The organism is Mesorhizobium sp. P2_D5 (assembly GCF_056404355.1).
The window spans coordinates 1051454-1075222 of the sequence record NZ_JBFUEE010000001.1 but is presented as its reverse complement, the minus strand read 5'-3'; the positions used below and the strand labels follow the sequence as shown (position 1 = coordinate 1075222).

The window sequence follows — 23769 nt, the reverse complement described above, 5'->3', positions numbered from 1 at the left end:
GTCGGCGTTATTCCTTGGAAACCGGCCCGACGAAGTTGCTGTCGAAGCTCGGGCCGAGTGCGAAGCCCTTGAGGTTCTTGCGCAGGCCGGCCACTTCCAGCTGCTGATGGATAACGACGAAGGGGCTGGTGTCGAGGATCTTCTTCTCGAGATCCTGGTACATCGCCGCGCGCTTGCCCGCGTCCTTCTCAAGCAGGGCCGCTTCCGTCTGCTTGGTCAGGTCCGGAATGTCCCAGGCGTTGCGCCAGGCGAGCGTCTTGGTCTTGCCTGCATCCGAATTGTCCGGGTTCGAGGCAAAGGTCTGGGCGTTGGAGTTCGGATCGAAATAATCCTGGCCCCACTGGCCGATATAGATGTCGTGGTTGCGGGCGCGGTATTTGGTCAGCGTCTGCTTGCCGTCGCCGGGAATGATCTCCAGCTTGATGCCGGCCTGGCCGAGCGTCTGCTGGATCGATTCCGCCATGCCGGTGGTCGGCTGACCAGTGCGTACATCCATGGTTACGCTGAAGCCGTCGGCCAGACCGGCCTTGGCCAGCAATTCCTTGGCCTTGGCAACATCGAGCTTGAACGGATTCTCATCGAGTTCACCCAGCACGCCCTTCGGCAGGAAGGTCTGGTGGATCTCGCCGATGCCCTTGAGGATGGTCGAGCCCAAAGCATCATAGTCGACAAGATACTTGAACGCCTGTCGCACCTCGGGTTTGGCGAGGTTCGGATTCTTCTGGTTGAGGCTGATGTAATAGACCGTGCCCTTCGGCGCACTGGTGGTGGTCAAATCGGCCTTCTTGGCGATGGCGTCGAGGTCGTTGGGCTCGAGGTTGCGGGCAACGTCGATGTCGCCGGCTTCGAGCGCCAGCCGCTGGGCCGAGCTTTCCTTCATGTTGCGGTAGATGACGCGGGCAAGCTTGGCCTTTTCGCCGAAGTAATTGTCGTTGCGCTCCATGACGACGGCTTCGTTGGCGCGCCATTCGCGCAGCTTGAAGACGCCGGAGCCGGCGTAGCCGGTTTTCAGCCAGGCATTGCCGAAATCATTGTCCCATTTGTAGTCGGCACTCGGCGTGACCGCGGCGACATGTTCCTTGACCAGCTTGGCATCGACCACCGAAGCAACGGTTGCCGACAGGCAGTTCAAGACGAAGCTCGGTGCATAGGCCTTGTCGACTACGAACTGGAAGGTGGTGTCGTCGACCGCCTTGGCCTTCTCGGTGACGTTGTCGCCACTGATGCCGAACTGGTCGATGATGAAGGCCGGGCTCTTGTCCAGCTTTACGGCGCGCTCGAAGGAATAGGCGACATCGGCCGCGGTGATCGGATTGCCCGACGCGAATTTCAGGCCGGGCTTGAGCTTGAACGTGTAGGTCAGGCCGTCGTCGGAAACGGTCCAGCTTTCGGCGAGGTCGCCCTTGACCTTCGAGGTGTCGCTGAGGTCGAGACGGACGAGCAGATCATAGGTGTTGCCGGTGACCTCGGCGGTCGACAACTCGAACGCCTCGCCCGGATCCATGGAGATGATGTCGTCGATCGCGAAACCTTCGACCAGGGTGTCGGCGGGGGTGACCGCGCCCGCTGGCGCGCCGGCCAGGAGCAGCGCGGACATGGCGGCACCCGCGAGCAGGATGCGCGAGCGTAGAGCAAACTTTTCCATCATCATTGTGATTGTTCCCTGTTTTGTTGACCTGAGTTCCCGGCTCAGGATTGCAGTATTCTTTTCGGGGCCGACAATGGCCCTCTGCCCACTTACCGTCGTGGTTTTTGTCCAATTGGTCAACACCATATCCGGCGGCATTCTGGCCCGCAACGAGCATTTGCAAGACAGCGTATTGGACCAGAATGGGCTGGGGCGAGTCGATGCACGCGCCGGCTAATTGATGCCGACAATCGGGAAAAATCTGCTAAATATCGGAGCTACTTCAGCGCCGCGACCAGATCGGCATCGGGAAAACAGGTAGCGGCGCGGCCATTCTTGGCCTGCCACTTGCCGATCGACCGGCGGGTCTTGAAGCCGGGCAGCCCGTCGGCGCTGCCGACGTCATAGCCCTTGGCCTCCAGCGCCCGCTGCAAGGCGGCGATGTCCGACCGATAGAGCCCGCCGACCGCGCCCCAGCTGCCGGCAAAATTGGCGTCGCCATGGGCGATGCGATCGGCGCCGTGGCCGATGAACAGCGCGTAGAGGTCGCTGGTGTTGTATTCCTTCAGCACGTAGAAATTGGGTGTGGCGATGAAGGCCGGCCCGCTGCGCCCAGCCGGCATCAGCAGGAAGCCTTCGGCTTTCAGCTCGCTCGCCGGAAACGGCTTGCCGCCAACGCGCTTGATGCCCATGTCGGCCCATTGCGAAATTGTCTTGCCCTGGTCCGGACCTTCCAGCGAACAGGAGACCGTCTCCGGGACGGTCACCTCAAAACCCCAGCCTCGCCCTCTCACCCAGCCATAGTGGACGAGGTAGTTGGCGATCGAGGCCAGCACGTCCGGCGTCGAGCTCCAGATGTCGACACGGCCATCGCCGTCGAAATCGACGGCATGCTTCAGGAACGAAGTCGGCATGAATTGCGGCTGGCCGAGCGCGCCGGCCCAGGATGACTTCATTGCGCCGACCGGGGCCAGGCCGCGCTCGACGATTTCCAGTGCGGCCAAAAGCTCTGTGCGAAAGAAATCCTTCTTGGTCGACATGAACGCCTTGGTGCCCAGCACCTCGAAGGCATCGTAGGGCATTTTCGCCGCGCCGAAGCCGGTTTCACGGCCCCAGATCGCCAGCGGCACTTCGCCCGGCACGCCATAGCGCTTTTCGATGGCGGCCAGCGTGCGGGCATTGGTCGCTTCGCGCGCCCGACCGCCGGCCGTCACCGCACCAATGGTCTTCTCGGCGAAATAGGCGCCGGGTGAGCCGAATTCGGCCTGATGCTGTTTCTGCGGCGTGGTCGCCTTTTCGCCCGGCTTGACCAGGTCGGGCAGCTTCAGATTGGGCTTGATGCCATCGAAAGCGGCGTCGAAGGTTTTTTTGGAAATGCCTTTCGCCTTCGCTTCCGGCCACAGGTCGTTCTGCAGCCAGGCGCGGAATTGGTCGTCGATTTTTGCAGCGGAGGCGGGGGATGAAGCGCCCAACGCCATAAGGATTGCGAGGAAAATCGTGACGAGTCGTTCATAGAGGCTGCGGTCCTTCCCACCCCCCTCTGTCCTGCCGGACATCTCCCCCGCAAGGGGGGAGATTGGCAGTTGCGACCGCATCGCCAACCTTGCAACGTCGCAGATTGGCGAAAGCAAACGTGACATCCGATCTCCCCCCTTGCGGGGGAGATGTCCGGCAGGACAGAGGGGGGTGGGACGGAGTGCAATCGCTTGGAGAAAACCGCCCATCACAGATCCTTCTCCGCCAATTGCGTCAAAACGCCGTCCGCGAGCGAAGTGCGGCAGCCAGCGTGCCCTCGTCGAGATAGTCGAGCTCGCCGCCGACCGGTACGCCATGCGCAAGGCGTGTCACCTTGATGTCGAAGCCGGACAGCTGATCTGTGAGGTAGTGCGCGGTGGTCTGGCCCTCGACCGTCGCGTTGACGGCGAGGATGATCTCCTTGACCTCGCCGCCGGCGACGCGGTCGATCAGCGAGCGGATGTTGAGCTGGTCGGGGCCGATACCGTCGAGCGGCGACAGCGTGCCGCCGAGCACGTGGTAGCGCACATTCATCGCTGCCGCCCGCTCCAGCGCCCATAGGTCGGAAACGTCCTCGACGACGATGATGGTGCCGGCGTCACGGCGCGGATCGGTGCAGATCATGCATGGGTCCGACGTATCGACATTGCCGCAGGTCGAGCAGATGCGCACCTTGTCGGCAGCCTCGGCCATGGCTGCGGCGAGCGGCGACAACAGCTGCTCCTTCTTCTTGATCAGATGCAGTGCCGCACGCCTGGCCGAACGGGGCCCCAGCCCCGGCACCTTGGCCAGGAGCTGGATCAGGCGTTCGATCTCCGGACCGGCGATTCGCTTGGACATCGCTCTGATCTAGGATTTTTCAGTGCGCTTTGGAACATCCCGCGTCTGCATGACCCGCCATATTGTCCTGGCGGGCCATGGAGTACGGATCAGTTGACCTCGAGCGGGCGGCTCTGGCTGGCGATCATCGCGCCGATGGCGTCAGTGTTCTCCGGTGTCGACTGGAATCCCATCGACGCCTCTTGCGGCGCGTTCGCAACCGAGGAAATGACCGGCTTGGCCAGAGTTCCGCCAAAACGGGCGGCATCCGGTTCCTCCATCGGTTCTTGCATCGCCACCACCGTCGGCTCGGCCGAGGTGCGCAGGGGTTTCGCGGTCGGAACCGCCGCGGCGGTCACATAGGTCTGCTGGGCAGGCGCGGATCGGACGGTTGCCGGCTTGGCCGGACGCACCGGCTCGGCGGAAGCGACAAGCGTCACTGGTGCTGCCGGCTTCACGGGCGCCGCCGAGGCGATGGCGACCTGCGGCTCATCCGGCAGCGGCTGCCAATTGCGGCCACGCTTCTCGTAGAAGGCATTGCCGCCGGCAACCATGGTGTAATGCATGTTCTTGTAAGGGAAACGCAGCCCGGCGGTGTGGAAATACATCGTGTTCTTCAGCTTGCCCTTGCGCTCACCCTTGAGCACGGCGTCGGCGGCTTCCTCGACATCGGGCATCGCCCGCGAATTCATCGGCCGGGTCATGACGCCGGGCGCGAACTGCCCGGGCTCGCCCACCACCTCGCAGATGGTGCTGCCGTGGTTGCCGGAGCGCAGCCGGTTCATGACCACCGTGCCGACCGCGATCATGCCGTCGCGGCTCGACCGGTTGGACTCGAAGAACATCGCCCGTTCCAGGCATTCCCTGTCCTTTGGCGTGTGACTGTAAGATCGGGAACTCAGGAAACTCGGGGTGATGGCGTCGGTCAGGCTGGCGACGGACATGCCGTGCGAGGTGGTCTGGCTGCAGGCAGCCAAAAACAAGGGTGAAATGACGGCGCCGAGCAACAGCGGCGTCTTCCATCGCATGGAAATCAAAAGGTAACCCTCACTTCGATGCCCGCCCCCAGGCTGCGGCAAGAATGAGACACTTTCAGGCAAAATGATGGCTAAAACGTTATTAGCGAGGCACTGTTGCCAAACTGGCACAGTTGCATGGCTTTATTCTGTCAACGCGCCGCAGCCATCGAGACCGGCTGACCAGGTTCGACCTCTTCGACTTTCTCCGAAAACAGGCCGCGCCTGAGGAACAGCGCCAGTGCCTCCCTGGCCGTCGGCGCGATCTTTCCCGGCCAGTCGCTTTCGATGAATTCGGCCTTGGTGAAGTCTGGATTTGTCTCGCAGGCCGCCTCCAGGAATTCGGCGATCTCGAGCACGACCACACGCTCGTCCTTCGACAGTGCCGACGTGCCCGCCTCGATAGACGGGCGATGCACGTAATCCTCGAACAGGTCGAAGTAGCCCCTGATGCCGACAAGATCGACGCCGGCGTCGCAATCGGCCAGGATTTCCAGGATCTCGTAGATCCTGCTGCGAACACGCTGCTCGATCAGTCTTTCGGAGGGCTCTTCGATCATGGGCGTACCGCCACCGAACGTTAGAAGGGCAGTTTCATTCCTGGCGGGATCGGCAGGCCGGCGGTCAGCGCCTTGGTCTTTTCCTGCATGATCTGCTCGACCTTGGTCTTGGCGTCGTTGTGGGCGGCGAGCACCAGGTCCTCCAGGATCTCGACATCATCCTCCTTGAACAGGGAGCGATCGATCTTCAGCGACTTCATCTCGAATTTTCCGGTCAGCGTCACGTTGACCAGGCCGCCGCCGGCCTGGCCGGACGCTTCCAGCGTGGCGATCTCGTCCTGCATGGCCTGGAACTTGGCCTGCATTTCCTTCGCCTTGCCCATCAGGCCCAGAAGATCTTTCATGGTCGCGTCCTTTGCGGATTCATGGCTGTGGTCAGGTTTCGTCGTCGTCCGCTGGCGGCTCGACCGGCACTTCGGCCTCGGTCGTATCGGTTTCCGGCGAGTCGGGAATGCGCACGTCGATGATCTTGGCGCCGGGGAACCGCGCCAGAATGGCAGCGACGGTAGGATCGCTCTTGGCATCGAGGAAGGCGGTCTCGCGCTTGGTCGATTCCATTTCGGCGAGCGTCTGGCCGCCCTCTTCCTTCGACAGCGAGACCAGCCAGCTGCGGCCGGTCCAGGCGCGCAGTTTCGTCGTCAGGTCGTTGAGCAGCATCTTGGGCGCATCAGCGGTCAGACCGACATCGATGCGGCCGGGCTCGATGCGCACAAGACGGATACAGCTCTTGACCAGCACCTTGAAAGCGATGTCACGCTGCGCGTCGGCAAGGGCAATGATGTCGGCCAGCGATTTCAACGGAACCTGCGGCGTCTCCAGCACCGGTTGCGGGGGCGCGACGAAAGCGGCTGGCGCGGGCGTGGCCTCGACCAACCGCATGGTCTGCGCGCCGCCTGGCCCGGATGGCATGCGGGTCTGTGCAACCGCGCTGGCGCCGCCACCATTGCCGGAACCCGTGGGCGCGCCGTTGGGGCGCGACACGCCATTTGGAACCGGCGCTGCGCCCTCAAGCGATCTCAACGCCTCGTCCAGCGTCGGCAGGTCGGCGGCGTGGGCCAGCCGGATCAGCACCATCTCGGCGGCGCTCACCGGCCGGTTGGAGGACTGCACCTCGGGGATGCCCTTGAGCAGCATCTGCCATGTCCGCGACAGCACCCTGACCGACAGTGTCCTGGCGAAATCCGCGCCGCGTTGCCGCTCGTCCTGCGACAGCGCAGCGTCGTCGACTGCCGACGGCACGAAACGCAGCCGGGTGACGAGATGGTTGAACTCGGCAAGATCGGTCAGCACGGCAGCCGGATCGGCGCCGGTGTCGTACTGTGCGCGGAATTCCCCGAGAGCGGCGGCCACATCGCCCTTCATCACATGTTCGAACAGGTCGACGATGCGGGCACGGTCGGCCAGCCCCAGCATCGCCCGCACCGCGTCGGCGCTGACGGAGCCCGCGCCATGGGCGATCGCCTGGTCAAGGATGGAGAGCGAATCACGGGCAGACCCTTCGGCGGCGCGGGCTATCATTGCCAGCGCTTCGTCGTCGACCGAAATGCCTTCCTTGACTGAGATCGAGGAGAGGTGCGCGACCAGCGCGCCGGCATCGATGCGCCTGAGGTCGAAGCGCTGGCAGCGCGACAGGACGGTGATCGGAACCTTGCGGATTTCGGTGGTGGCGAAGATGAATTTGACGTGCGGCGGCGGCTCTTCCAGCGTCTTCAGCAGGCCGTTGAAGGCCTGCGTGGAAAGCATGTGCACTTCGTCGATGATGTAGACCTTGTAGCGGGCCGAGACCGGCGCATAGCGCACGCGCTCGATGATATCCCTGATGTCGTCGATGCCGGTGTGCGAAGCGGCATCCATCTCGATGACGTCGACATGGCGGCCTTCCATGATCGCCTGGCAATGCTCGCCCAGCACGGCAAGGTCAACCGAAGGCTGGTCGACGGTCGGAGTTTTATAGTTCAGGGCCCGCGCCAGTATGCGCGCCGTCGTGGTCTTGCCGACACCGCGCACGCCCGTCAGCATCCAGGCCTGGGCAATGCGGCCGGTGGCAAAGGCGTTGGTGAGGGTGCGCACCATCGGCTCCTGGCCGACCAGCTCGGAGAAGTTCGAAGGACGGTACTTGCGCGCCAGCACCCGATAGGCAGCGGCCTTGTCCGTTCCCGAATTTCCGGCTTCGCTCATTCGCCCGTAAAGCTCCAAAGGGCCACGCCCGAAGGCGGCCTATTTCTGCGCATAGTCTCGCCCGCGCAGCAATGCGTCGTCAATGTCGCGAGAGGAGCCGATGAGGTGGGAGGCTGGAACAATGACCCGTTCCGGGCTCGTTAGGGCTGCTTCCTTCCGGACCTGACCCGGTTGGCGAGTGGATCGTCCACCACCAACCTCCCGCTGTCCATATCGGCAATTCGGCGATGAAATGCAAGTGCGCAGGCGAATCGGCATCACGAACCGCTGGGGATCAATGATTCGCTTGCAGCCCTGTTGCAGCCGCTCTAGCGTTTATGAGTTTGAGGAAACCAAGAAAAGCAAGGGAAACGCCGATGCTGCCGGGCCTTAAGGCCGGATTCACGCTGGATGCCCGGCTGGAGGCGGACAGCGAACAGTTGATGTGGCTTGGGCTGTGCGAATTGCGGGTGATGAACGACCGGCGCTGGCCATGGCTGCTGCTGGTGCCGCAGCGGCCGGGCGCGGAAGAAATCCACGACATGACGCCGCTCGACCAGGCAATGCTGACCTTCGAGACCAATATGGTGGCGCAGGCGCTGAAGAAGGCCACCGGCTGCACCAAGATCAACACCGGCGCGCTCGGCAACATCGTGCGCCAACTGCACATCCATGTCGTCGCGCGTTCAGAGGGCGATCCCGGCTGGCCAGGCCCGGTGTGGGGACACGGCCTGCGCGAGCCCTATCAGCGTTCCGACCTGCGCCGGTTTGCCCAAACGATAAGGGCGGCGCTATAAGCCTTCCCCGTGTCCATCCCAAAGCATCAGAGTCCGCATGAGCTTCCGCCTGTTTGACGCGCCGCTGCGCGAGCCGAGCCAGTTCGTCGGCTTTGCCGGCAACATCATCGACCGGCAATCCGAAAACCGCGCCGACGATTCCGTCGACAAGGCGCTGGCCGATCCGACGACGCGGCTGCTTCTGATGAATGGCGGCCGACTCTACCTGAAGCTCGGCGATGGTGACGGCCTCGACCCCTGGTTTCGCGCCGCCGAGAGCGAGCCGTTCAAGGTTTCTTTCGCCCACGGCGTCCTGCTCGGCTTTTCCGACCTGGGACCCATCTTGGCGGTACCAGCCGGCGTCGAGGCCGAACACTTGCCCGAGACCGTCAAGGCGATCGACTATCGCTCGGTCTACATGCAAGGGCTGATCGATGAGGCGGCCGCCGGCGCGATGGCGCAAGGCGCTGCCCTGCTCGCCTGGCATGCAAGCCATCGCTTCTGCAGCAAATGCGGCACCGAATCACAGATGCGGGCCGGCGGCTACAAACGGCATTGCCCAAATTGCGGCACCGAGCATTTTCCGCGCACCGACCCGGTGGCGATCATGCTGACGGCGACGCGGGACAAATGCCTGCTCGGGCGCGGCCGGCATTTCGGACCGGGCATGTATTCGGCCCTTGCCGGCTTCATCGAGCCGGGCGAGACGATCGAAGCGGCGGTGCGCCGCGAAACGCTGGAGGAGGCTGGGATCCGGCTCGGCCGTGTCGTCTATCACGCCAGCCAGCCCTGGCCGTTTCCCTATTCGCTGATGATCGGCTGCTTCGGCGAGCCGCTCAACGACGACATCCAGGCCGACCTCAACGAGCTTGAAGACTGCCGCTGGTTTGCCCGCGACGAGGTGCGCTTGATGCTGACCAGGGAACATCCGGGTGATCTGGTCACGCCACCGAAAGGCGCCATTGCGCATCACCTCATCCGCGCCTGGGTGGACAGCGAATAATGGCAGCCAAATACCGAAAGACATTGCAGGAGCAGAAAATGATCCGTCACACCGTCGTCTTCACGCTGAAGCACCCGCCGCATTCGCTGGAGGAGAAGAGGTTCCTGGTCGACGCCAAGAAAGCCCTCTCGGCGATCAGGGGCGTTGCGCATTTCGAGCAATTGCGGCAGGTCAGCCCGAAGAACGATTACCGCTTCGGCTTCTCGATGGAGTTCGCCGACCAGGCCGCCTACAACAGATACAACGACCACCCCGACCACGTCGCCTTCGTGCGCGACCGCTGGATCCCGGAAGTCGAGACCTTCATGGAGATCGACTACGTGCCGCTGGGTGCGGTGATTTAGTCAGCCACCTTCCACTGCTCGCGTGACTCACTGGCCGGATAGACGCCCAGGATCCGCACTTCGCGGGAGAAGAAACGAAGCTCGTCCAGCGCCAGCTTGACCAGCGGATCGTCGGGATGGCCCTCAATGTCGGCGTAAAACAGCGTCGCGGTGAACGCCCCCAACTGGTAGCTCTCCAGCTTGGTCATGTTGATGCCGTTGGTGGCGAAACCGCCCATTGCCTTGTAGAGCGCGGCCGGCACGTTGCGGACGCGGAAGATGAATGTCGTCATCATCTTGGTGTCGGCTGACGGGCGTTCGGCCCATTGCTTGTTCTTGGTCAGAACGACAAAGCGGGTGACGTTGGAATCGGTGTCCTCGACATTCTCCTCAATGATGTCGAGCCCGTAGAGCTCTGCCGCGAGCGCCGGGGCGAGCGACGCCATGGTGCGGTCCTTGACCTCCGAAACCAGCTTCGCCGAACCCGCCGTATCGCCGGCGACCACCGGCTTCCAGCCATTCTTGCGGATGTATTTGCGGCACTGGCCAAGCGCGTGGATGTGGCTGTGCACGGTCTTGATCTCGTTGCGTTTGACGCCGGGCAGCACCATCAGCTGGAAATGGATTGGCAGGAAATATTCGCCGACGATGTGCAGCCTTGATTCCGGCAACAGATGGTGGATGTCGGCGACGCGCCCGGCGATGGTGTTCTCGATCGGGATCATGGCGAGGTCGGCCTTGCCCGTCTCGACCGCGTTGAACGCATCCTCGAAGGTTGGGCACGGCAACGGATCCATCGAGGGATAGACGTTGCGGCTGGCGGTGTCGGAATTGGCGCCCGGCTCGCCCTGGAAGGATATTCTGTTGGTCTTTTCAGGCATGCCCAAGTACTCGGTTCAAAGTGTCTCTGTTCGAAGGGATGGTTCAGTGTGAAAGGATGGTTCTGGCGCGTTCGAGGTCTTGCGGCGTGTCGACGCCAAGCGGCAATGAACGCACGATCTCGGCATCGATGCGCATACCGGCTTCCAGTGCCCGCAGCTGTTCCAGCCGTTCGCGCCGTTCGAGCGGCGACGGCTTCAGCGCCACGAAGCGCTCGAGTGCTGCGCGCCGATAGGCGTAGAGGCCGACATGGTGGTACAGCGCGCCCTCGCCCCATGGTGCGGTGGCGCGGGTGAAATAGAGCGCCCTCAGCCTGGTGCCGGAGAGCGGCGAGCCGACGATCTTGACGACGTTGGGATTGGTCTTTTCCTCGTCGCGGACGATCTCGACGCCGAGCGTGGCGATATCCACCGCCCTGTCCTCGAACGGCCTGAGCGACGCGGCGATGATTTCCGGATCGATTGTCGGCAAATCGCCTTGCACATTGACGATCGTTTCGACCTTGCGTTCGGGATCAAGCGCAACCAAGGCCTCGTGGATGCGATCGGAGCCGGATTCGTGATCCATGCGCGTCATCACGGCCTCGAAACCATGCGCGCGCACCGCTTCCGCCACGCTTTGCGTGTCGGTCGCCACCACGACCCGGCCGAGGCCGGCCTCGGCCGCGCGGCGGGCAACATGGACGATCATCGGCGCGCCGGCGATGTCGGCCAGCGGCTTGCCCGGCAGGCGGGTCGAGGCCATGCGGGCCGGGATCAGGATCAGCGTGGACATGCGCGTTGCACGGCGTCTCAAAAGGGGAAGGGAAAAGTGGCAAAAGGTCTCACTGGAAGCGCCCTTATAGGTGTTGCAACGCCGGAGCAAAAGACCTAGTTTCCGCCCGATTTGACCGCCTTAGCAGGGTGGGTCACGATACCGACGGACGGAGTGGACGGATCGGTCCGCCGGAAAAGGGAGCAAGGGGCGTATGGATTCCAACGAAGTCAACAAGCTGCTCGCCGGATTGCTCGGAACTGTTTTCGTGGTCTTCTCGGTTGGCCTTGTGTCCGATGCGCTGTTTGCCTCGCCGGCGCCGGAAAAGCCCGGCTTCGCCATCGAAGCCACCGAGCCCGCCGAAGGCGGCCCGGCCGCTCCGGCTGCCGAAGCCAAGCCGATTGCCGACCTTCTGGCGACCGCCAATGTCGAAGCGGGCGCTGCCGTGTTCAAGAAGTGCCAGGCCTGCCATTCCGGTGAAAAGGGCGGCCCCAACAAGGTCGGCCCCGATCTGTGGGATCTCATCGACCGTCCAGTTGGCGAGCATGAAGGCTTTGCCTATTCGGCCGGCATGAAGGAATTCTCCAAGGGCGGCACCGAGAAGTGGACCTATGACAACATCAACCACTTCATCACCTCGCCGAAGAAATTCGTGAAGGGCACGGCCATGGGCTTTGCCGGCCTGCCCAAGGACGAGGACCGCGCCAACGTCATCGCCTATCTGCGCACGCTGTCCGACAATCCCAAGCCGCTGCCGGCGCCAGGGGCCGCAGCCGACGCAACGGCACCCGCCAAGCCTGCCGAAGCAGCCGCCCCGGCCAAGCCGGCCGAGGGTGCTGCTCCCGCCAAGCCGGCGGCTCCGGCCGCGCCAGCCCCCGCCGCCCCGGCTCCAGCCGCTCCGGCACCGGCGCCTGCCCAATAAACAAATTGTAACCTCAACGATCTTGAAAAAGCCGGGTTCAGCCCGGCTTTTTTGTTAGCAAGATCGCATATGCAGCGACAAAGCCGCGCATTGCGGTTTTCACGAGCGGCAAATCAACTAGATTGCCTTTCTGGGATGGACACGCAGCGCGAAGAGGACAGTGCATGACGGTGGGCCGAACGCTTCTCAAATCGTTGCTGGCGGCAGCCCTGCTGGCGGCAGGATTGCAAGCGACACAAGCCGACGAATGGCGCACCACCTCCTCGCTGATCGGCGAGTCCAAATACGGCGACAATTTCCAGCACTACGACTACGTCAACCCGAACGCGCCCAAGGGAGGCACGCTGAATTCGGTGGTGCCCGGCACCTATGACAGCTTCAACCCCTATATCGTCCAGGGATCGCCGGCCGCCGGACTGGTCGGATTCGGCGGGGGCCTGCTCTATGACACTCTGATGGAGCAGGCGACCGACGAAGGCAGCACCAGCCATCCGCTGATCGCCGAAGCCTACAAATATCCGGCCGACTATTCCTCCGCGACCTACCGGCTCGACCCGCGCGCCAAATGGCATGACGGCCATCCGATCACCGTCGACGACGTGATCTGGTCGTTCCAGGTGCTGAAGGCGAACAGCCCGCAATACAGCCGCTATTTCGAAAACGTCACCGATGCGGTCGCCGTCTCCGACCGCGAGGTCGAGTTCCATTTCAACCAGAAGGGCAACCGGGAATTGCCGAAGATCATCGGCGATCTTGCCGTGCTGCCGAAACACTGGTGGGAAGGCACCGATGCCAACGGCAAGAAGCGCGACGTGACCAAGCCGACGCTGGAAATTCCGCTCGGTTCGGCCGCCTACAAGATCGCCAGTTTCAAGCCCGGCTCGGAAATCATCTGGCAGCGCGTGCCCGACTACTGGGCAGCCAAACTGCCGGTGAAGATCGGCCGCGAGAATTTCGACACGCGACGCTACACCTATATACTCGACGACAACGCCGCCTGGCTGGCCTTCACCAAGGGCGGGCTGGAAGACATCAACCGCGAATACAGCTCGCGCAAATGGGCAACGGCTTACAATTTTCCTGCATTCAAAGCCGGTGATGTCGTCAAGAAGGACTTCCAGACCCAGGCGCCACAGGCGATGCAGGGTTTCGTCCTCAACCAGCGGCGGCCGCTGTTCCAGGACCGGCTGGTGCGTGAAGCGCTGACAATCCCGTTCGATTTCGAGAGCATGAACCGCACGCTGTTCTTCGGCTTCAACACCCGCACATCGAGCTATTTCCAGGGTACCGAACTGGCATCGAGCGGATTGCCGCAAGGCAAGGAGCTGGAAATCCTGGAAAAATATCGCGACAAGCTGCCGCCCGAACTCTTCACCCAGGAATTCAAGCTGCCGGTCTACGATTCCCCGCAATCGGAACGAAAGTACCTGAAACAGGCGGTTGATCTGTTCGCCAAGGCCGGCTGGGTGATCAAGGGCGGCAAGATGGTCAATGCCAAGACCGGAGCGCCGTTCAAGTTCGAAATTCTCGGCTGGAACGACACCGACCAGGTGATCGCCAGCCCCTATATCGACAATCTGCGCAAGATCGGTGTCGACGCCACGCTGCGCATCATCGACCAGACGCAGTACATCAACCGCGTCAACAATTTCGATTTCGATGTCGTCACGGGGCTTCTCCAGCAGTCGGATTCGCCGGGCAACGAGCAACGCGACTTCTGGAGTTCGAAAGCCGCCGATGCGCCGGGGTCGCGCAATCTGATGGGCATCAAGGATCCGATCATCGACGCGCTGGTCGACCGCATCATCTTCGCCACCGATCGCGACGACCTTGTCGCCGCCACCCACGCGCTCGACCGTATCCTGTTGTGGAACTTCTACGTCGTACCGCAATATCACCGGTCCGCCGTCTGGCTGGCCTATTGGGACAAGTTCGGCTTTCCATACAAGCAGCCCGCCTATGTCGGCGCCGACATCGATTCGTGGTGGATCGACCTCGATAAGGAAAAGGCGCTGGCGGCCAAGTACAAGGGCGGCAATTGATGGCGGTCCTTGCCCGCCGCGATTTCCTGGCATTGGGCGGTGCCGCCACCGCCGCCGCCCTGCTGCCCGGCCGAGCCTTCGCCACCGTCCCGACTGGCGTAAAACTGCACGGCCTGTCGGCTTTCGGCGATCTCAAATACAAGCCGGACTTCCCGCATTTCGACTATGTCAATCCGGACGCGCCCAAGGGCGGCCAGATGAATTTCGCGCCACCGAACGCCACCTTGAATCAGAGCTTCCTGACTTTCAACACATTGAATTCCCTGGTGTTGAAAGGAGATTCACCGCCGCGAACGGAGCTTTGTTTCGATTCTCTGATGGCAAGCGCGCTCGATGAGCCGGATGCGGTCTATGGCCTGCTTGCCGAGTCCGTCACCTTGTCGCAAGACCGCAATGGCTTCCGTTTCAGCCTACGACCGCAAGCCCGCTTCAACGACGGTTCGCCGCTGACCGCTGAAGACGTTGCCTTCGCGTTGAAGCTTTACAAAGACCAAGGCCATCCAAACCTTTCCAAGGCGCTGCGGTACATGACGGAAGCGGTCGCGGTCGATCCCACCACTCTCGACCTGACCTTCAACGGCGAACAGTCGCCGCAGAACATCCTTGCGATCGTGGCAATGCCGATCGTGTCCAAGGCCTTTTATACGGCCAATCATTTCGATGCCTCGACGATGACACCGCCGCTAGGCTCGGGGCCTTACAAGATAGGGCGCGTAGTAGCCGGACAGACTGTCGAATATGACCGCGTCGCCGACTATTGGGGTCGCGATCTAGCCGTGAACCGTGGCCTCTACAATTTCGACCGCATCCGCATCGACTTCTATCTTGATCGGCAGGCGGCTTTTGAAGCCTTCAAGAAAGGCGACACGCATTTTCGCGAGGAATTCACCGCGCGGGTATGGGCGACCGGATACGACTTTCCGGCGCTGAAGGATGGCAAGATCGTCAAACGGGAATTTCCCGGTGAGAAGACGCCAGACATGCAGGGCGTGGCGTTGAATCAACGTCGTCCCCAATTTCGCGACGAGCGGGTACGGCGGGCGATCGCCAGATGCTTCGATTTCGAATGGATGAAGCGGGCCCTGTTTTACGGCTCCTACGAGCGCTCTCAATCGAACTTCGAACGGTCGGATTATAAGGCCGAAGGTCTGCCATCGCCTGGCGAATTGGCCCTGCTCGAGCCGTTCCGGGCCGAGTTGCCACCAGAGGTCTTTGGCGAAGCCGTGACGCAGCCTCTGTCCGACGGCTCGGGCCATGACCGCAAGCTCCTGGGCGAGGCTTCGAGATTGCTTGCGCAAGCCGGCTGGAAACGTGCGGGCAGTTTCGTCGTCAACGACAAGGGTGAGCGCCTGCAGGTTGAAATGCTGGCGGAGGATGACGGCATCGTTCGCATCTTCACCCCATGGTCCGAGAATATGAAGGCGATCGGGATCGACGCCTCGATCCGGCAAGTCGATTCGGCACAGTATGAACAGCGGCACAGTGATTTCGACTTCGATCTTACCGTGCTGCATTGGTCGATCGGAGCGACGCCGACTAACGACGGCCTGGAGATGCTCTATGATTCCCGAATGGCGAAAACGCCGGGGCAACGCAACTATCCGGGCACGGAAAGCAAGGCCATCGACGCGCTGATCGTCGCTGCCGGCAAGGCGCGAAGCCGAAACGAACTCGTCACCGCACTCAGGGCGCTCGACCGGGTCTTGCGTGCACGGCTAGACTGGATTCCAACATACTATCTGGCGAATCACCGCGTCGCCTATTGGGACATGTTCGACTTCGTCGAGCAAAAGCCCGATTTCGGCTTTCCGGTCGAGACGCTGTGGTGGTTCGATAAGGGCAAGGCGGCAAAAATTGGCAAAGGCTGAGATGTTCGCTCAAGCAGGGCAAAAGACCTGATGGGCGCTTATATCCTGCGCCGCATCCTGTTGATGATCCCGACCCTGTTCGGCATCATGGCGATATCCTTCGCCGTCATCCAGTTCGCGCCGGGCGGCCCGGTCGAGCAGGTCATCGCCCGGCTGACCAACCAGGGCGGCAGCGATCGCCTCGGCGGCGGCGGCGGTGACGCGGTCGGTGGTGCCAATGTCGATGTCGCCGGTGATGTCAGCTCGAAGTATCGCGGCGCCCAAGGCCTCGATCCGGAATTCATCAAAAAGCTGGAGAAGCAGTTCGGCTTCGACAAGCCGCCGCTCGAGCGCTTCGGCATGATGTTGTGGAATTATGCGCGCTTCGATTTCGGCGACAGCTATTTCCGCGATATTTCGGTGCTCAACCTGATCCTGGAAAAAATGCCGGTGTCGATCTCGATCGGGCTGTGGATCACGCTTCTGTCCTACCTGATCTCGATTCCGCTCGGCATCCGCAAGGCGGTCAAGGACGGCACGCCCTTCGACGTCTGGACCAGCGGCGTCGTCATCGTCGGCTATGCCATTCCAGGCTTCCTGTTCGGCATCATGCTGATGGTGCTGTTTGCCGGCGGGTCGTTCTGGGACTGGTTTCCGCTGCGCGGCCTCACCTCCGACAATTGGGACCAGCTATCCTGGTCCGGCAAGATCATCGACTATTTCTGGCACATGACCTTGCCGCTGACGGCGCTGGTGCTGTCGGCCTTCGCCACCACGACGCTGTTGACCAAGAATTCGTTCCTGGAAGAGATCCGCAAGCAGTATGTGGTGACGGCGCGCGCCAAGGGCCTGTCGGAGCGGCAGGTGCTCTACGGCCATGTCTTCCGCAACGCCATGCTGATCGTGATCGCCGGTTTTCCGGGCGCCTTCATCTCGGCCTTCTTCACCGGCTCACTGCTGATCGAGAACATCTTTTCCCTCGACGGTCTCGGCTTGCTCGGCTTCAGGTCGGTGGTCGAGCGCGACTATCCGGTGGTGTTCGCCAATCTCTACATCTTCTCGCTGCTCGGGCTGTTCGTCGGATTGCTGTCCGACCTGCTCTACACCTGGGTCGATCCGCGCATCGATTTCGAGCGGAGAGACGTCTGATGTCGGACACCACCGCGACCACGGAGGCCGCACCGGAGCGGATCGCGCGGCCGTTCCTGTCGCCGCTTAACAAGCGCCGCCTGCAGAACTTCAGAGCAAACCGGCGCGGCTACTGGTCGCTGTGGATATTCCTCGTTCTGTTCGTGCTGTCGCTGTTTGCCGAATTCATCGCCAACGACAAGCCGATCATCGCCTCCTACAAGGGCGAAATCCTGTTTCCGGTGCTGGTCGCCTACCCCGAGGAAAAGTTCGGCGGCTTCTACGCGGTCACCGACTATCGCGACCCGGTCATCCAGGACGAGATCAACGCCAATGGCTGGATGATCTGGCCTCCGGTGCGCTACTCCTACCAGACCGTCAACAACGCCATTCCGGAGGCAGCACCGGCCAAGCCGTCCTGGCAGTATGACGCCAAGGCGCGCTGCAGCCAGTATCCGCAAGGGGCGGCCGATCCGGCTTGCATCGTCGGCAACTGGAACTGGCTCGGTACCGACGACCAGGCGCGTGACGTGCTGGCGCGCGTCATCTACGGCTTCCGCATTTCGGTGCTGTTCGGCCTGATCCTGACCGCCGGCTCGGCCCTGATCGGCGTCGCGGCCGGCGCCGTGCAAGGTTATTTCGGCGGCTGGACCGATCTCCTGTTCCAGCGTTTCATCGAAATCTGGTCGGCGATCCCGGTGCTCTATCTCCTGCTCATCGTCGCCGCCATCCTGCCGCCGGGCTTCTTCATCCTGCTCGGCCTGATGCTGTTGTTCTCCTGGGTGGCGCTGGTCGGCGTGGTGCGGGCCGAGTTCCTGCGCGCCCGCAATTTCGAATATGTCAACGCGGCGCGCGCGCTCGGCGTACCTAACCGCACCATCATGTTCCGGCATTTGCTGCCCAACGCCATGGTGGCGACATTGACCTTCATGCCCTTCCTGCTCTCGGGCTCGATCTCGACGCTGACCTCGCTCGACTACCTCGGCTTCGGCCTGCCGCCGGGGTCCGCCTCGCTCGGTGAGTTGCTGAAGCAGGCGCAGCGCAACCTCAATGCGCCGTGGCTCGGCATTTCCGGCTTCGTCGTCATCTCGCTGATGCTGTCGCTGCTGGTGTTCGTCGGCGAGGCGACGCGCGACGCCTTCGATCCGCGCAAGACATTCCGATGAGCGAAGCGCCCCTGCTCAGCGTACAAGACCTCAGCGTCGCCTTTGCGCAAGGCGGACAGCAGTCGATGGCCGTCGACCACATCTCGTTCGACATCGCCAAGGGCGAGACAGTGGCGCTGGTCGGCGAATCCGGCTCCGGCAAATCGGTGTCGGCGCTGTCGGTGCTGAAGCTGTTGCCCTATCCCAGCGCCAGCCACCCCTCGGGAAAGATCCTGTTCCAGCGCGCCGACCTGCTTGCCATGAGCGAGAAGCAGTTGCGGCAGGTGCGCGGCAACAAGATCACCATGATCTTCCAGGAGCCGATGACTTCACTCAATCCGCTGCACACGATCGAGCAGCAGATCGTCGAAATCCTGAAGCTGCATCAGGGCATGGCCGACCGCCCGGCCAAAGCCCGCACGCTGGCCCTGCTCAACGAGGTCGGCATCCGCGATCCGCAAAAGCGCCTCGATGCCTATCCGCACCAGCTGTCCGGCGGCCAACGTCAGCGCGTGATGATCGCCATGGCGCTGGCCAACGAACCGGAACTGCTGATCGCCGACGAGCCGACGACGGCACTCGACGTCACCGTGCAGGCGCAGATCCTCGAGCTGCTGGCCGGGCTGAAAAGCCGCAAAGGCATGTCGATGCTGTTTATCACCCATGACCTCGGCATCGTGCGCAAGATTGCCGACCGGGTCTGCGTGATGACCAAGGGCAAGATCGTCGAGACCGGCCCGACCAAGGACATCTTCGCCAATCCGCAACACCCCTATACGCGCCATCTGCTGGCCGCCGAGCCGAAAGGCAAGCCGCCGGCGGCCAACGCCGCCGCCAAGCCCGTCATGACCGGCAAGGACATCAAGGTCTGGTTTCCGATCAGGCAGGGCTTCTTCCGGCGCACCGTCGACAATGTGAAGGCTGTCGACGGCATCGATGTCACCGTGCGTGCCGGGCAGACGCTCGGCGTGGTCGGCGAATCCGGCTCGGGCAAGACGACGCTTGGACTGGCGCTGGCACGGATGATCTCGTCGACCGGGAGCATCCAGTTCAACGGGCGCGACATCAACCAGCTCTCCTTCAACGCTATGAGGCCGCTGCGGCGCGAATTGCAGATCGTCTTCCAGGACCCGTTCGGCTCGCTCAGCCCGCGCATGTCGATCGCCGAGATCATCGAGGAAGGCCTGAAGATCCACGAACCGAAACTGTCGCCCGACCAGCGCGACGCACGCGTCGCCGACGTGCTGAAGGAAGTGGGGCTCGATCCCGCTACCCGCAACCGCTACCCGCACGAGTTTTCCGGCGGCCAGCGCCAGCGTGTCGCCATCGCGCGCGCCATGGTGCTCAACCCGCGCTTCGTCATGCTGGACGAGCCGACATCGGCGCTCGACATGAGCGTGCAGGCGCAGGTCGTCGACCTGTTGCGCAGCCTGCAGGCCAAGCACGACCTCGCCTATCTTTTCATCAGTCACGACCTCAAAGTCATCCGGGCGCTGGCCAACGACGTCATCGTCATGCGCAATGGCAGGATCGTCGAAGCCGGCCCTTCCGAACAGATTTTTGGAAATCCACAAACCGACTATACTCGGGCGCTGATCTCGGCCGCCTTCAAGATAGAGACGGCGCCGGTCGGCATCGTCAGCGAATAGCCTGGACAACGGGCACGCATAACAGGGAAACTCCATTGATGGAAAAAGGCCGCATCCTGCTTGCCGTCACCGGTTTTCATCCGCAGCGCTGGCGCGAGCTCTTGTCGGCCGAGCGCGAGGTGGTGCTGGAGCCGGACGGCGCCAGCGACCCGTCGATCACCTATGCGGTGGTGTGGAAGCAGAAGCCGAACATCCTGGCATCGCTGCCCAATCTGCGCGCCATCTTCTCGATCGGTGCCGGCGTCGACCATATCTTCGCCGACCCGGGCCTGCCGGATGTGCCGATCGTCAAGGTCGTCGCCGACAACCTCACCCAGTACATGACCGAATATGTCGTCTGGCGGGTGCTCGACCATCATCGCCACGGCCTGCTCTACCGGTCGCAGCAGCCAAAAAAGATCTGGCACGAGCCGCAGCAGCGGCCGGCCAACGACATTTCGGTCGGCATCATGGGCCTCGGCAATCTCGGCCGCGCCGCCGCCTCGGTGCTTTTGTCGCTCGGCTTTGCCGTCAATGGCTGGTCACGCAGCGAGCGGCCGATGGAAGGCGTAGCGACCTACTCCGGCGAGGCGGGACTGATCCCCTTCCTCAAGGCGACCGATATTCTGGTGGTGCTTTTGCCGCTGACCCCGGACACGCATGGCATCATCAATTACGGCGTGCTGAAGGAACTGAGGAAGCGCAACGGCCTCGGCGGCTCGGTGCTGATCAATGCCGGTCGCGGCCGCCTGCAGAAGGACGCCGACATCGTGCGGGCACTGGATGACGGCACGCTGAAGGAGGCGAGCCTCGATGTGTTCGAAGTCGAACCGCTGCCGAAGACCAGTCCGCTGTGGGGACATCCGAAAGTGTTCGTGACGCCGCACTCGGCGGCGACCTCCGACCCCGTCCACCTGGTGCCGATCATGCTGCGCCAGATGGACGCTTTCGAGCGCGGCGAAAAGCTCGACAATCTGGTGGACCGCAAAGCTGGGTATTAAGCAATTCCAGGAAATGCGTGAAACGGCTTTCCCGGGAAAAGCGGGTAGCGTTTTCCCTCAGGGAATTGCGTCAAAGCATAGAGAGCGGCGCCTGCCCGATCCTAGCCAGGCAGCAGTTTCTTCCGCTGGTCTGGCTTGCCGCAATCGCGACGATCGATCGACCGGTTCATGGCATCCATCTGGCCGGTCGCCTTGTCGGCGTCCTGCTTGGCCTTGGAGCGCACATCCGGCATGAACGGGCCGAAGCCCATCGCCGGATTGGAGAAGGTGGGCTTCGCCTTCGTCGACAAATTGTGTTGCTGTGCCAGCGCGTTGCGCTGCGCCAGCAGCTGGCCGCAGGGCACGCTGTCATATTGCAGGGAGGACTGGATGTCGGCGTCCTGCCTCTCAGCCATCGAACTGCCCGCACAGCCGGCGGTCACCAGGCAAGATGCCAAGACAATCATGTTCCAGCGCATCGACTCTGCTCCTCCTGATATCCCGCCTTGATCCGACCAGATCGCAAATATCAGACGCGCATGCAAATCAGACTTTTTCGCAGCACGGATTATCTGCGGCCGCGACCGCAGGGGATCGCAGCCTTGTCCCCCGGTAGCTTGCCTGCCACAACGACCAACCCGTTGACGGGTTCCCGGCGGTCCTGCCGGATCACGGTCGTCTCCAGCGACAGGATCGAAAACCCGTTGGCAGCCAGGATTTCACGCACATAATGTTCCGAATGCGCGTAGCGGCGCGATGGCAGCAACACAAAATCGCCATTGCCAATCAGGCTCTCGACGGAAAAGGCGAACAGGCCATCGCCGGCAAGCAAGCCGGCAACCGTCTTCACCACGCCGTCGAGCGCGCCGACATAGATGAAGACATCGGCCACCGCCACCAGATCGGCTTTCGGGCCGGCATAGGAAAAATCCAGCAGATCGGCCTTGGCGAGGAAATCGTAGATGCCCTTGGCCCGCGCCTGCTGCAGCATCCTGGCCGAAATGTCATACCCCTCCAGCCGATCGGCGATCGGCCGTAGCCTCTGCCCCATCAGCCCGGTGCCGCAGCCGAGATCGAGCGCCAGCGGGAAGCGGCCCGGCCTTGTCGACCGGATGGCCTGATCGAGCAATTCGGGCAGCCGGTACCCCAGCCTGTCGACCAGTGATTCCTCGAAGCTGTCGGCATAGTGGTCGAACAGCGTCTCGACGAAGGCGCTGGGCAGCGAGCCGGTCTCCGGCGCCTTGCCGATCAATTGCAGGTTCAGTGCGGCACCTTGACGATCCGTCGGATCGAGTTGCAGCGACATCGCCCAAGCCTGCGCGGCGAGGTCCGGCGCACCCGCAGCCTGCTGCATTTCGCCGAGGCGAAACCAGCCCATCGCCCATTGCGGCTTCAGTTCCAGGGCACCGAGAAGCAATTCCGCCGCCGCGGCATGATCGCCGTCCGCATGCAGCATCTCGGCATAATCGGCACGGCGATCGGCGTTCAAGTCGCCGGACGAGGCCTGAAGCGGTTTCATGGCAATGGGTCCTGGGCGATGGATCCTGTCGGCGGATGGAAGCCGGCGGTGCTGTATGCGGGAGTCAGCAGTCACATACAACAGGCTTCCCGCAGCGGAATTATATCCTATCTTGGGGATCATGCGCGCCTCAGACCTGCTCCATCCCCGGCCCGAGGGCCTGTATTGCCCACCAGGTGATTTCTTCATCGACCCGGTGCGGCCGGTGAACCGGGCGCTGATCACGCATGGCCATTCCGATCATGCGCGTTCCGGCCACCGCTCGGTGATGGCGACACAGCAGACGCTCGACATCATGGGCCTGCGCTATGGCGAGGATTTTGCCGACACAACGCAAGCAGCTCAGCTCGGCGAGACGATTGTCCTCGATGGTGTCAGCATCAGCTTCCATCCCGCCGGCCATGTGCTTGGCTCGGCGCAGATCGCCGTCGAGCACCAGGGCACGCGCATCGTCGCTTCCGGCGACTACAAGCGGCAGAAAGACGCGACCTGCGCGCCGTTCGAGCCGATCGCGTGCGATGTGTTCATCACCGAGGCGACTTTCGGCCTGCCGGTGTTTCGCCATCCACCCGACACGGAAGAGATCGCCCGCCTGCTGAAATCGGCGACGCAGTTTCCCGAACGCTCGCATCTGGTCGGTGCCTATGCGCTGGGAAAGGCGCAGCGGGTGATGCGGCTGTTGCGCGACGCCGGCTACGACAGGCCGATCTACATCCACGGCGCGCTGGCCAGGCTAAGCGAATATTATCAGAGCCAGGGCATCGAGCTCGGAACGCTAGAACCGGCTACCGTGGAGGGCGGCAAGCAAGATTTCGCGGGCGCCATCGTGGTCGGTCCGCCTTCGGCTTTCGCCGACCGCTGGGCGCGGCGCTTTCCCGATCCGATCTCGTGCTTCGCCTCGGGCTGGATGCGCATCCGCCAACGCGCCAAGCAAGGCGGCGTCGAACTGCCGCTGATCATATCGGACCACGCCGACTGGGACGAACTGACCGCCACCATCAAGGAGACCGGAGCCCAGGAAATCTGGGTGACGCATGGCCGCGAGGAAGCTCTGGTGCGCTGGTGCGAACTCGAGGGGATCGCCGCGCGACCGCTGCATCTGGTCGGCTACGAGGACGAGGGCGATTGAG

The 23769-nt window shown here is 62.6% G+C and carries 23 protein-coding genes and 1 other RNA gene; 12 read left to right on the top strand and 12 right to left on the bottom strand.

The window, feature by feature from the left end; all coding sequences use genetic code 11:
* Positions 1-7: 7 nt before the first annotated feature.
* Positions 8-1651: an ABC transporter substrate-binding protein gene (locus tag AC1DYW_RS05140; protein ID WP_477225320.1), complete on the bottom strand. Its 1644-nt coding sequence runs from the start codon at positions 1649-1651 to the stop codon at positions 8-10.
* On the opposite strand from AC1DYW_RS05140, the gene AC1DYW_RS05135 reads away from it, so the two are divergent.
* Positions 1596-1865 (top strand): hypothetical protein, encoded by a 270-nt coding sequence (locus AC1DYW_RS05135; protein ID WP_477225590.1) that lies wholly within the window; start codon positions 1596-1598, stop codon positions 1863-1865. The genes AC1DYW_RS05140 and AC1DYW_RS05135 overlap by 56 nt on opposite strands.
* 40 nt (positions 1866-1905) lie before the next feature.
* Here the strand turns inward: AC1DYW_RS05135 and AC1DYW_RS05130 are convergent, their stop codons facing one another.
* The 7 genes from AC1DYW_RS05130 to ffs all read right to left on the bottom strand — a co-directional run bounded on the left by AC1DYW_RS05130 (position 1906) and on the right by ffs (position 7917).
* Positions 1906-3183 (bottom strand): lytic murein transglycosylase, encoded by a 1278-nt coding sequence (locus AC1DYW_RS05130; protein ID WP_477225319.1) that lies wholly within the window; start codon positions 3181-3183, stop codon positions 1906-1908.
* Positions 3184-3376: 193 nt separating this feature from the next.
* A complete protein-coding gene (gene recR, locus AC1DYW_RS05125; RefSeq protein ID WP_184877477.1) occupies positions 3377-3982 on the bottom strand; it encodes a recombination mediator RecR in 606 nt (201 codons plus the stop codon).
* Positions 3983-4071: 89 nt separating this feature from the next.
* Entirely contained in the window at positions 4072-4998 is a 927-nt protein-coding gene (locus AC1DYW_RS05120) for a cell wall hydrolase (RefSeq protein WP_477225318.1), read from the bottom strand.
* A 131-nt stretch (positions 4999-5129) separates the two neighbouring features.
* Positions 5130-5537: a hypothetical protein gene (locus AC1DYW_RS05115; RefSeq protein ID WP_477225317.1), complete on the bottom strand. Its 408-nt coding sequence runs from the start codon at positions 5535-5537 to the stop codon at positions 5130-5132.
* 20 nt (positions 5538-5557) lie between these two features.
* Positions 5558-5881, bottom strand: coding sequence for a YbaB/EbfC family nucleoid-associated protein (locus AC1DYW_RS05110; RefSeq protein WP_477225316.1), 324 nt, complete (start codon positions 5879-5881; stop codon positions 5558-5560).
* A 31-nt stretch (positions 5882-5912) separates the two neighbouring features.
* Positions 5913-7715 carry a DNA polymerase III subunit gamma/tau gene (locus AC1DYW_RS05105; protein WP_477225315.1) on the bottom strand — a complete coding sequence of 601 codons (1803 nt, stop codon included), beginning with the start codon at positions 7713-7715 and terminating at the stop codon, positions 5913-5915.
* Between the two features lie 105 nt (positions 7716-7820).
* Positions 7821-7917, bottom strand: an RNA gene (gene ffs, locus AC1DYW_RS05100) — signal recognition particle sRNA small type.
* 154 nt (positions 7918-8071) lie between these two features.
* On the opposite strand from ffs, the gene AC1DYW_RS05095 reads away from it, so the two are divergent.
* From AC1DYW_RS05095 to AC1DYW_RS05085, 3 genes are read left to right on the top strand one after another with little or no spacing between them, the layout of a single operon-like run.
* Positions 8072-8491 (top strand): HIT family protein, encoded by a 420-nt coding sequence (locus tag AC1DYW_RS05095; RefSeq protein WP_184877469.1) that lies wholly within the window; start codon positions 8072-8074, stop codon positions 8489-8491.
* Between the two features lie 37 nt (positions 8492-8528).
* Entirely contained in the window at positions 8529-9473 is a 945-nt protein-coding gene (nudC, locus tag AC1DYW_RS05090) for an NAD(+) diphosphatase (protein WP_477225314.1), read from the top strand.
* 38 nt (positions 9474-9511) lie between these two features.
* Complete coding sequence (locus AC1DYW_RS05085; RefSeq protein WP_477225313.1) at positions 9512-9817, top strand: Dabb family protein; 306 nt, start codon at positions 9512-9514, stop codon at positions 9815-9817.
* On the opposite strand, the gene AC1DYW_RS05080 is transcribed toward AC1DYW_RS05085, so the two are convergent.
* Together AC1DYW_RS05080 and AC1DYW_RS05075 are read right to left on the bottom strand one after the other, a co-directional pair.
* A complete protein-coding gene (locus AC1DYW_RS05080) occupies positions 9814-10677 on the bottom strand; it encodes a prephenate dehydratase (RefSeq protein ID WP_457153609.1) in 864 nt (287 codons plus the stop codon). The genes AC1DYW_RS05085 and AC1DYW_RS05080 overlap by 4 nt on opposite strands.
* A 43-nt stretch (positions 10678-10720) precedes the next feature.
* A complete protein-coding gene (locus AC1DYW_RS05075; RefSeq protein ID WP_095082492.1) occupies positions 10721-11449 on the bottom strand; it encodes a 3-deoxy-manno-octulosonate cytidylyltransferase in 729 nt (242 codons plus the stop codon).
* A gap of 193 nt (positions 11450-11642) precedes the next feature.
* On the opposite strand from AC1DYW_RS05075, the gene AC1DYW_RS05070 reads away from it, so the two are divergent.
* The 7 genes from AC1DYW_RS05070 (at position 11643) to AC1DYW_RS05040 (ending at position 21141) form a co-directional block, all read left to right on the top strand.
* A complete protein-coding gene (locus AC1DYW_RS05070; protein ID WP_095082494.1) occupies positions 11643-12350 on the top strand; it encodes a c-type cytochrome in 708 nt (235 codons plus the stop codon).
* A gap of 164 nt (positions 12351-12514) precedes the next feature.
* Positions 12515-14392: an extracellular solute-binding protein gene (locus tag AC1DYW_RS05065; RefSeq protein WP_477225312.1), complete on the top strand. Its 1878-nt coding sequence runs from the start codon at positions 12515-12517 to the stop codon at positions 14390-14392.
* The gene (locus AC1DYW_RS05060; protein ID WP_477225311.1) at positions 14392-16260 is read left to right on the top strand and encodes an extracellular solute-binding protein; all 1869 of its coding nucleotides are present in this window, start codon (positions 14392-14394) and stop codon (positions 16258-16260) included. Before AC1DYW_RS05065 ends, AC1DYW_RS05060 begins: the two co-directional genes overlap by 1 nt.
* Before the next feature lie 30 nt (positions 16261-16290).
* On the top strand, positions 16291-17388 hold the full coding sequence (locus AC1DYW_RS05055; RefSeq protein WP_095082500.1) for a microcin C ABC transporter permease YejB: 1098 nt from the start codon (positions 16291-16293) through the stop codon (positions 17386-17388).
* On the top strand, positions 17388-18533 hold the full coding sequence (locus AC1DYW_RS05050) for an ABC transporter permease (protein WP_477225310.1): 1146 nt from the start codon (positions 17388-17390) through the stop codon (positions 18531-18533). Before AC1DYW_RS05055 ends, AC1DYW_RS05050 begins: the two co-directional genes overlap by 1 nt.
* Positions 18530-20161: an ABC transporter ATP-binding protein gene (locus AC1DYW_RS05045; RefSeq protein ID WP_477225309.1), complete on the top strand. Its 1632-nt coding sequence runs from the start codon at positions 18530-18532 to the stop codon at positions 20159-20161. The genes AC1DYW_RS05050 and AC1DYW_RS05045 overlap by 4 nt, the downstream gene beginning before the upstream one ends.
* A 38-nt stretch (positions 20162-20199) precedes the next feature.
* On the top strand, positions 20200-21141 hold the full coding sequence (locus AC1DYW_RS05040; protein WP_477225308.1) for a 2-hydroxyacid dehydrogenase: 942 nt from the start codon (positions 20200-20202) through the stop codon (positions 21139-21141).
* A 101-nt stretch (positions 21142-21242) separates the two neighbouring features.
* On the opposite strand, the gene AC1DYW_RS05035 is transcribed toward AC1DYW_RS05040, so the two are convergent.
* Together AC1DYW_RS05035 and AC1DYW_RS05030 are read right to left on the bottom strand one after the other, a co-directional pair.
* Complete coding sequence (locus AC1DYW_RS05035) at positions 21243-21536, bottom strand: hypothetical protein (protein ID WP_477225307.1); 294 nt, start codon at positions 21534-21536, stop codon at positions 21243-21245.
* Between the two features lie 152 nt (positions 21537-21688).
* Positions 21689-22639 carry a class I SAM-dependent DNA methyltransferase gene (locus tag AC1DYW_RS05030; RefSeq protein WP_477225306.1) on the bottom strand — a complete coding sequence of 317 codons (951 nt, stop codon included), beginning with the start codon at positions 22637-22639 and terminating at the stop codon, positions 21689-21691.
* A 121-nt stretch (positions 22640-22760) separates the two neighbouring features.
* Between AC1DYW_RS05030 and AC1DYW_RS05025 the strand changes: the two genes are divergently transcribed.
* A complete protein-coding gene (locus AC1DYW_RS05025; protein WP_477225305.1) occupies positions 22761-23768 on the top strand; it encodes a ligase-associated DNA damage response exonuclease in 1008 nt (335 codons plus the stop codon).
* Position 23769: the final 1 nt, after the last annotated feature.

Coding starts and splice junctions, on each gene's coding strand:
- AC1DYW_RS05080 (WP_457153609.1), bottom strand. CDS start 10,677: ATGCCTGAAAAGACCAACAGAATATCCTTCCAGGGCGAGCCGGGCGCC.
- AC1DYW_RS05045 (WP_477225309.1), top strand. CDS start 18,530: ATGAGCGAAGCGCCCCTGCTCAGCGTACAAGACCTCAGCGTCGCCTTT.
- AC1DYW_RS05135 (WP_477225590.1), top strand. CDS start 1,596: ATGGCGGCACCCGCGAGCAGGATGCGCGAGCGTAGAGCAAACTTTTCC.
- recR (WP_184877477.1), bottom strand. CDS start 3,982: ATGTCCAAGCGAATCGCCGGTCCGGAGATCGAACGCCTGATCCAGCTC.
- AC1DYW_RS05040 (WP_477225308.1), top strand. CDS start 20,200: ATGGAAAAAGGCCGCATCCTGCTTGCCGTCACCGGTTTTCATCCGCAG.
- AC1DYW_RS05030 (WP_477225306.1), bottom strand. CDS start 22,639: ATGAAACCGCTTCAGGCCTCGTCCGGCGACTTGAACGCCGATCGCCGT.
- AC1DYW_RS05085 (WP_477225313.1), top strand. CDS start 9,512: ATGATCCGTCACACCGTCGTCTTCACGCTGAAGCACCCGCCGCATTCG.
- AC1DYW_RS05095 (WP_184877469.1), top strand. CDS start 8,072: ATGCTGCCGGGCCTTAAGGCCGGATTCACGCTGGATGCCCGGCTGGAG.
- AC1DYW_RS05055 (WP_095082500.1), top strand. CDS start 16,291: ATGGGCGCTTATATCCTGCGCCGCATCCTGTTGATGATCCCGACCCTG.
- AC1DYW_RS05050 (WP_477225310.1), top strand. CDS start 17,388: ATGTCGGACACCACCGCGACCACGGAGGCCGCACCGGAGCGGATCGCG.
- AC1DYW_RS05060 (WP_477225311.1), top strand. CDS start 14,392: ATGGCGGTCCTTGCCCGCCGCGATTTCCTGGCATTGGGCGGTGCCGCC.
- AC1DYW_RS05140 (WP_477225320.1), bottom strand. CDS start 1,651: ATGATGATGGAAAAGTTTGCTCTACGCTCGCGCATCCTGCTCGCGGGT.
- AC1DYW_RS05065 (WP_477225312.1), top strand. CDS start 12,515: ATGACGGTGGGCCGAACGCTTCTCAAATCGTTGCTGGCGGCAGCCCTG.
- nudC (WP_477225314.1), top strand. CDS start 8,529: ATGAGCTTCCGCCTGTTTGACGCGCCGCTGCGCGAGCCGAGCCAGTTC.
- AC1DYW_RS05070 (WP_095082494.1), top strand. CDS start 11,643: ATGGATTCCAACGAAGTCAACAAGCTGCTCGCCGGATTGCTCGGAACT.
- AC1DYW_RS05035 (WP_477225307.1), bottom strand. CDS start 21,536: ATGGCTGAGAGGCAGGACGCCGACATCCAGTCCTCCCTGCAATATGAC.
- AC1DYW_RS05075 (WP_095082492.1), bottom strand. CDS start 11,449: ATGTCCACGCTGATCCTGATCCCGGCCCGCATGGCCTCGACCCGCCTG.
- AC1DYW_RS05025 (WP_477225305.1), top strand. CDS start 22,761: ATGCGCGCCTCAGACCTGCTCCATCCCCGGCCCGAGGGCCTGTATTGC.
- AC1DYW_RS05130 (WP_477225319.1), bottom strand. CDS start 3,183: ATGTCCGGCAGGACAGAGGGGGGTGGGAAGGACCGCAGCCTCTATGAA.
- AC1DYW_RS05115 (WP_477225317.1), bottom strand. CDS start 5,537: ATGATCGAAGAGCCCTCCGAAAGACTGATCGAGCAGCGTGTTCGCAGC.
- AC1DYW_RS05110 (WP_477225316.1), bottom strand. CDS start 5,881: ATGAAAGATCTTCTGGGCCTGATGGGCAAGGCGAAGGAAATGCAGGCC.
- AC1DYW_RS05105 (WP_477225315.1), bottom strand. CDS start 7,715: ATGAGCGAAGCCGGAAATTCGGGAACGGACAAGGCCGCTGCCTATCGG.